Source organism: Sphingomonas sp. (assembly GCF_026460985.1).
Lineage (GTDB): Bacteria > Pseudomonadota > Alphaproteobacteria > Sphingomonadales > Sphingomonadaceae > Sphingomonas.
Map to the genome: position 1 here is coordinate 110,460 of NZ_JAPKNM010000051.1, position 7,354 is coordinate 117,813.

A 7,354-nucleotide genomic window follows, 5' to 3' on the forward strand; every position below is an offset into this window, starting at 1 on the left:
GCAACGCTATTCGAACGGATCGCCTACCGGAACGCCGCCGACATAGGCCTGGCGCCGCGGGACGGTGCGAATCTCGACCTTGCCCTCGGCATAGCCGGCCGCGATCGTCGAGAGCTCGTCGACGGTGGCGGGCCGGGTGGCGGGCGCCACCTGCCATTTGCCGTCACTGAGCCGGAAGCGCTCGCCTTCGCGGCAGCCTTGGTTTGCAGGCGCCGGCACCTGCGTCTTCCCGGAAGGCGTCGGCGTCGGCTTCGGCGCCTCGAAGCAATTGTCCTTGAACAGCAGCGCCTCGGTCTCACTCGCCAGCAGCACGCTGCACTTCTGGTCGCGGATGCAATCATATCCCTGCGCGATCGCCTCGGAGAGCCCTTGCGGAAGCGCGTTGCCCTTCGGCAGCACCCGCGTGTTGGTCACCACTTCGGCGCGTTTCTTCGTATCCTGGCTCGTATCCTTGATATCCCAACGCCCCTCGGCTTTGGCGACCTCGTTCGCCCGCGCCCTGATCGTCGCGTTGGCCGATGCCTGCAGCTTCTTGAGCGCCGCCCGCCCCGGACCACCGAAATCGAACGCCAGCGCGCGCCAGTCGAACTGTTCCGGCGTCACCTTGCCCGATTCGAGCCGCGCGAGCTGGTCGCGCGTGGAGATCGCGTTGAAGCTCACCAGCGGCGTCGCCAGCACCAGCGCCACGCCGCACACGACGAACGCCAGCACAAGATTCAACGGCCGCACGCGCGTGGACCAGTCGAGACGGCCGAGCACCAGCGAAACCAGATAGGCCGCGCCCCACAGGCAGGCGATGCCCACGAACACGATTGCCCAGAGCCGCTCGGGGGTGAAGCCATATTGGCCTATGCGCAACCCGGTCGCGATCGCCGCCAGGATGGCCAGCGGCAGCATCACCACGCCCAGCCCCATCGCGCCGTAGCGCAGCAGCGGGAAGCGCCGTTCCTGTTCGGGAGCGTTGCCGATCACCGCATTGGCGAGGATCAGCGCGCCGACCACGCAGAAGAGCAGGATCGGGGTGGTCGCGCTGGTCGCCTCCCACAGGGCGTCGAGCCCGGTGAAGGGCAGCGCCAGCACGAACAGCAGCAGCCCGACCGCGAGCACCGGCGCCAGCACCGCCAGCACCAGGGCGACCACCCGCTGGAGCAGCCGCACCACGAAGTCGTGCTCGCGCAGCAGCCCCAAGGCGGCACCGAAGGCGAGCCCGATCAGGCTGCGCCAGCACCAGTTCTCCTGGAGCAGCTCCTTGAGGAAATCGATCTTGATCAGGTCGAACAGCATCGCCAGCAGCCAGGCCAGCGCGAAGACGATCGCCACGAAGACGCAACATGCCCCGAAGAGCACGACATTGGTCCAGGCATGGTCGTGCACCGCCGGATAAGGGAAGCGCCGCGCGCCCTCGTCGCGTGCCGCCTGGAACAATGGCGCCGCGATCGCGACGGCGAGCAGCAGGCTGACCATCCGCCAGCCCTCGCCGACGCTCCAGTCCTCGGGCGTGCCGTTCCACGCCACCACGAGCGCGCCGACGAGCGCAAGCGCCAGCGAGAACAGGATCGAGGCCCACCACAAGCGGCGCTCGAGCGTGAAGCCGGTCAGCCCCGCCGCGAGCGTCACGCCGGTCAGCGCCGCGGCCTCGATCGTCGAAAGCGTGATGCGATAGCCGTTGCCGAGGATGAAGTGCACGCAGAGCCCCGCGGCCAATCCGATCGCCGCCAGGATCAGCGGCCGGGCTGCCCAGGCCGCCGGCGCGGCCCCCTCGCCTGCCATCGCCTCATCCGCCTGCATCGTCGATCCTCCCACTGTCTAGGCTGGCGCTGTGGCGGAGCCGATCGCGCATGGCATGAGCAAAAGCTGAGCTTTCGCTGAGATCACCGCTCGGCCACCGATCCCCCGGCCCCTGTTCGTCCGGAGCATCCCCCGGCGGCGCTTTCGCGTCAACGCGGTTGCATCCTTCACACGCGTGCGCCACGGGAACGCGATTGCAACACGACCCGTTTATGTTGCATCGCACAACGGAGAGTGCGTGTGGCCCGGAAGTTCCTTTATGTCGTCGTCGTCCTGATCATGCTCGCCCTCGCCGCCGCCTTCGCCTATCGCTTCTACGGCGTGCAGCTGATGCGCCAGTTCATGGTGCCCGGCGGCGAAGCGGCGACGCTGCCGCCGCCCGATCGCGGCGTCTATGCGCGCGCCGACATGTGGATCGCGCGCCCCGACAAGCCCGGCAATCCGGCGCTCTGGACCCCGACGGGCTTCAAGCCCGCGGACAAGCCCGAGGCCGCGATATTCTTCGTGCATCCGACTTCGTTCCTCGACACGGCGAAGTGGAACGCCCCGCTCGACAATGTGGATGCCAACAACCGCGCGGCGCTGTTCCTCCGCGGCCAGGCCAGCGCGTTCAATTCGGTCGGCGCGATCTGGGCCCCGCGCTACCGCCAGGCGACCTTCGGCGCCTTCCTGACCAGCAAGGCCAGCGCGCAGAAGGCACTCGATTTCGCCTATCGCGACGTCCTCGCCGCGTTCGACCAGTTCGTGACCGAGGCCGGCGACCGCCCGATCATCCTCGCGGGCCACAGCCAGGGCGCACTCCATCTCTCGCGCCTGCTCGTCGATCGCGTCGCCGGCACGCCACTCGCGAAGCGGATCGTCGCGGCCTATGTCGTCGGCTGGCCGGTCTCGATCCCCGCTGACCTGCCCAAGATGGGCCTGCCCGCCTGCTCGGGGCCCGACGAGGCCGGCTGCATCCTGTCGTGGCAGAGCTTCTCCGAGCCCGCCGATCCCGCGCTGATCGTCGACACGTTCGATGCGACCACCGGCTTCACCGGCAAGCCGCGCGCGGGAACGCCGATGGTTTGCACCAATCCGATCACCGGCAAGCCCGACGATTCGGCCCCGGCCAGCGCCAATCTCGGCACCCTGATCCCCGACATGAGCTTCCAGTCGGCGCAATTGGTGACCGGCCGCGTCTCCGCGCGCTGCGAGGGACGCGGCTTCCTGACGATCGGCCGCGACCCGCCCGAGTTCGGCCAATACGTCCTGCCCGGCAACAACTATCACGTGTTCGACTACAGCCTGTTCTGGGCGAACGTGCGCAAGGACGCCGAGCGCCGGCTGGCGGCGTACAAGCGGTGATCACCACCGCCCCCGCCGAGTTCCGCGCCGCGCTCCCCGCGGGCGGGCGCCTGCTCGGCCTCGATGTCGGCACCAAGACGATCGGCACGGCGCTGTGCGACGCCGGCTGGAGCTTCGCCAGCCCCGCGCTGCTGATCCGCCGCACCAAGTTCACCAAGGACAAGGCCGCGCTGGCCGAGCTGATCGCACAGCAGCAGGTGAAGGGCCTGGTCGTCGGCCTGCCGCTCAACCTGGACGGCACCGATAGCCCACGCACCCAGTCCACCCGCGCCTTCGCCCGCAACCTTGACGACATGGGCTTTCCCATCCTGCTCTGGGACGAGCGCTGGTCGACCGTCGCGGTCGAGCGCACCTTGATCGAGCAGGATTTCAGCCGCGCCCGCCGCGCCGAGATGATCGACAACATGGCCGCGGCGCACATCCTCCAGGGCGCGATCGACGGCCTCGTCAACGCCTGAGCGTCGGGTTACGCCGCTGCGGCGGCGTCCTGCCGCTCGAGCAGCGTCCGCGCATGGTCCGCGATGCGATAGCGGTCGATCAACTCGGCGAATTCCTGCGCGGTCATCTTGCGGAAGCGCCGCGAGGCGATCTCGATCTTGCGCTGCTTGCGGTTGATCTTCGCCCGCCGCGCCCCCTTGGCGCGGCTCGGCAACGGCGCGTCCGCGGCCAGAAACACGCTGAACCGCAAGCCGTTGCTGTTATGGGCGCCACCGACCACCCGATAGCCGACCTGCTCGATTTCCTGCCATGCGATCGGACGATCGACTCCGTCCAGCACCAGCGCGTCGGGATGCAGCGTCACGAACGGCTTCTCGCCACGGATCAGCAATCCCACCCCGATCAGGAGGAAGACCACCGCAATCGCCCCGCAGAGCCCCGCCAGCAAATCGGCGTCACCGGGGAATTGCGCTTCCTGCAGCTTCACGCCGATCGCGATCGCGGCAAAGATCAGCCCGCCGATCCCGAGCGCCCATCCGCCGGCGCGGGTGCTGTCCTGCACGACGATTGCCTCGGCGCCCACCGCCCCCGCCGCCGTCTCCAGCGATTCGCGATGCGCGCGATGGGTCTCGCGCGCGCCGCCGGTGAAATCGGCGGTCAGATCGCGAAACAGCTGGTCCGGCGCGGCGAACAGCGCCGAGACCCGCGCCATCGCGTCTTCGGCCGGGAGCGCGGTGACTTCGGCGAGCAGCGCCGGACCCGGCGTCACCCCCAGCGCCGAGAGGCGCTGATGCGTGGGGGGATGGGTATCGGTCGGGTGCGGCTGCGGCGTCTCCTCGGTCGCCATCGGGTCGTCCAGCCCGATCTCGCATGCGCGCGCGAACACCGCCGCGACCAGGTCGGCCGGCGCATTTTCAGGATTCTGAAATGCGGCGCCCAGCGTCTCGTCGATCCGCCCTTCGACTGCGCCGGTCCGCAGCAGGGCCCGCGCCTGCGCATCCGATGAAGTGATGCGGGCGCCCGCTTCGTCGGCCGCGAATTCGCGCAACCGGCTCCAGTGGAGCACCGCGCGATCGAACCGGTCCATCACGAACAGGCCCAGCTCGACCGCGGGACGCGTGATCAGTCCGTCCGACCCATCGCCCCCCCGCCCCGCCAGCACCATCGCGGCGAGCGAGCGGTTCACGCCCGCATAGATCGGCACGAAGCGCAGGCTGTATTCGGTATCGCCGCCGGTGAAATGGCCGAGCTCGTGGCCGATGATCGCCTCGGCTTCGTCCTGGCGGAGCAGCGGCAGATAGGGCAGCGGCAAATAGAGCGTGCGGCCCTCGAACCGCTCGCCGCCGGGCGACAGCAATTTGGGCCCGGAAGTGACGAAGAAACCGCGCGTCAGGCCGACCACGATCTGGTCCGGACGCAGCGCGCCGAGCCGATCGGCGAGCGCGTCGATCCATTGCCACAATCCGGGCGCGTCGGCGCGCGAAACGCTGCGGCCGTCGATCTCGAGCGGATCCGGCTCGAACAGGGCCAGCGTGTGGCGCAGATTGTACACCGCCTTACCCGCGGTCCACAGCGAGAAGCCCATCACGACGACCGCGACGAGCACCAGCTTCATGTCGCGCGTGCCCGGATTTTCGAGCTCGACCAGCGGCGCGGCCTCGAAACCCACCGCCGCGACCACGCCGATCGCCGTCGCGACGACCTGGACGCCCAGCAGCGGCGGCAGCGCGCGCCGGACAAAGCCGAAACCGCGCTCGAGCGCGTCGCGCGACTGGCGTCCCGCCCAGCCGAGCGCCGCCGAGCCGAGCAGCATCAATATCGAAATCGCCAACACGAGCGCGGCGCAGACGATCACCACCGGGGGAAGATGCGCGCGAATGCTCTCGACCAGGATCACCCGGTCCAGCCGGGTCAGTTCTTCGCGCGCGAGACCCACCGCGGCCTCGCCGACATAGAGCCGGCCGTCCTTGCGGATCTGGGTCTCCCAAGCGATCTTCCCCGAGGCGGTGGCTGCGCGCGTCGCCGCTTCCAGATCGGCGAGCATGGCCGCGACTTCGGCGCGCGCCGTTTTGTTTTCGGCCTGCTGCCCGGGCGCGCGCTGCAGCTCCCAGATGCCCAGCGCCAACACCGCGAGCGGCAGGATCAACGTGGTCAGAACGAGTATGAATGCCTCACGAACCCGGTTCGACACGCTCTGCCCCATTTTTTGCGAATGCGCTTCCGAGTAGCGGATGCAAAAGCGGGTCGGCAACCGGGCGCCGTTACTGCCGCGAAACTTTTTGCGGAGGCCGGTTCGGATGCGCGCGGCCCTTGCCCGCGCGTTCCCGCGTCGCTACGCCGCAGCTTTAATGCAAGCCTCCGATCACAGCCCCGCGGCCCAGCTTCCCGGCCGCGCCGCCTTCCCGCACCGGCACTTGACCGGCATTGCGGGCCTCCAGCCGCACGAGATCGTCTTCCTGCTCGACGAAGCGGAGCAATGGGTCGAGGCGAACCGCAGCCGCGCGAAGAGCGACAAGCGCCTCGAGGGGCTGACGCAGATCAACGCCTTTTTCGAGAATTCGACGCGCACTTTGCTCTCGTTCGAGATCGCGGGAAAAAGGCTCGGCGCCGACGTGGTCAACATGCATGCCGCGCAGAGTTCGGTGAAGAAGGGCGAGACGCTGATCGACACCGCGGTGACGCTCAACGCGATGCGCGCCGACGTGATCGTCATCCGCCACATGAGCTCGGGCGCGGTCGACCTGATCGCCGAGAAGGTCGACTGCCCGGTGCTCAACGCCGGGGACGGTTGGCACGAGCACCCGACCCAGGCACTGCTCGACGCGCTCACCATCCGCCGCCGCCGCGGCAGCATCGCCGGGCAGCGCGTGGTGATCTGCGGCGACATCCTCCACAGCCGCGTCGCGCGCTCGAACATGCTGGCGCTTACCGCGCTCGCCGCCGAGGTGCGTGTCGTCGCGCCGTCGACGCTGATGCCCGCCGCGATCGAGCGCATGTACGTCCAGCCCTTCACCGATTTCGACGCCGCGCTCGAGGGCGCCGACGTGGTGATGATGCTCCGTGTCCAGAATGAGCGCATGGCCGGCGGCTACATCCCCTCCACCCGCGAGTTCCACATGCGCTATGGCCTCACCCCCGAGCGGCTCGCCCGCGCCAGGCCCGATGCGCTGGTGATGCATCCGGGGCCGATGAACCGCGGCGTCGAGATCGAATCCTCCGTCGCCGATCATCCCGAGCGCAGTGCGATCACCGAGCAGGTCGAGATGGGCGTGGCGGTGCGCATGGCCTGCCTCGATGTGCTCACCAGGGCCGAGCGCGGCGTGGAGGGCTGGGCATGAAGTTTGTTCGTCACCCCCACCCCTTCCTGACAGTCTGGGAGGCACGCGCATGAAAACCGCCTTCCTCAACGCGCAGCTCGTCTGCCCTGTCGGCGGCGTTTCCACCGGCAACCTCCTGGTCGACGGCGAGACCATCGCCGCGGCCGGCGATTTCGACATCCCCGCCGACGCCCGGCGCATCGACCTCGGCGGCAAGACGCTCGCCCCCGCGCTGATCGATCTCGGCGTGTTTGCGGTCGACAAGGCCGCGTGCCGCGCGGGCGGTATCGCGCGCGTGGGGCTGATGCCCGATCAATCGCCGGTGCTCGACGATCCCGGCATCGTCCGCCGCGCCGCGCTCTCGGGCAAGCCGGCGCTCTGGGTCCATCCGCTCGCCGCCGCGACGCGCGGGCTCGAGGGGCAGGATCTCGGCGAGATGGCGATCAATGCCTCGGCGGGCGCGCGTG

General features: G+C 69.1%; 5 protein-coding genes and 1 pseudogene. 4 read left to right on the forward strand and 2 right to left on the reverse strand.

Annotated elements, in window-relative coordinates:
* Positions 1 to 6: 6 nt before the first annotated feature.
* Positions 7 to 1,788, reverse strand: a complete 1,782-nt coding sequence (locus MT490_RS08480) for a DUF4153 domain-containing protein (protein ID WP_297385976.1) — start codon at positions 1,786 to 1,788, stop codon at positions 7 to 9.
* 240 nt (positions 1,789 to 2,028) lie between these two features.
* Here MT490_RS08480 and MT490_RS08485 point away from each other — a divergent pair, with 240 nt between their 5' ends.
* Both MT490_RS08485 and ruvX read left to right on the forward strand, forming a co-directional pair.
* Positions 2,029 to 3,132, forward strand: coding sequence for a DUF3089 domain-containing protein (locus MT490_RS08485; RefSeq protein ID WP_297385978.1), 1,104 nt, complete (start codon positions 2,029 to 2,031; stop codon positions 3,130 to 3,132).
* Complete coding sequence (ruvX, locus tag MT490_RS08490) at positions 3,129 to 3,590, forward strand: Holliday junction resolvase RuvX (protein WP_297385980.1); 462 nt, start codon at positions 3,129 to 3,131, stop codon at positions 3,588 to 3,590. Before MT490_RS08485 ends, ruvX begins: the two co-directional genes overlap by 4 nt.
* An 8-nt stretch (positions 3,591 to 3,598) precedes the next feature.
* Here ruvX and MT490_RS08495 read toward each other — a convergent pair whose 3' ends face one another.
* Positions 3,599 to 5,773 carry a M48 family metallopeptidase gene (locus tag MT490_RS08495; protein WP_297385982.1) on the reverse strand — a complete coding sequence of 725 codons (2,175 nt, stop codon included), beginning with the start codon at positions 5,771 to 5,773 and terminating at the stop codon, positions 3,599 to 3,601.
* Between the two features lie 145 nt (positions 5,774 to 5,918).
* Here MT490_RS08495 and MT490_RS08500 point away from each other — a divergent pair, with 145 nt between their 5' ends.
* Together MT490_RS08500 and MT490_RS08505 are read left to right on the forward strand one after the other, a co-directional pair.
* The gene (locus MT490_RS08500; protein WP_297385984.1) at positions 5,919 to 6,908 is read left to right on the forward strand and encodes an aspartate carbamoyltransferase catalytic subunit; all 990 of its coding nucleotides are present in this window, start codon (positions 5,919 to 5,921) and stop codon (positions 6,906 to 6,908) included.
* 49 nt (positions 6,909 to 6,957) lie between these two features.
* Positions 6,958 to 7,354, forward strand: a pseudogene (locus MT490_RS08505) (dihydroorotase); the annotation flags it as partial.

What these genes read in the sequence shown, in the direction of transcription:
- MT490_RS08480 (WP_297385976.1), bottom strand. Translation starts at nt 1,788, where the DNA reads ATGCAGGCGGATGAGGCGATGGCAGGCGAGGGGGCCGCGCCGGCGGCC.
- MT490_RS08495 (WP_297385982.1), bottom strand. Translation starts at nt 5,773, where the DNA reads ATGGGGCAGAGCGTGTCGAACCGGGTTCGTGAGGCATTCATACTCGTT.
- MT490_RS08500 (WP_297385984.1), top strand. Translation starts at nt 5,919, where the DNA reads ATGCAAGCCTCCGATCACAGCCCCGCGGCCCAGCTTCCCGGCCGCGCC.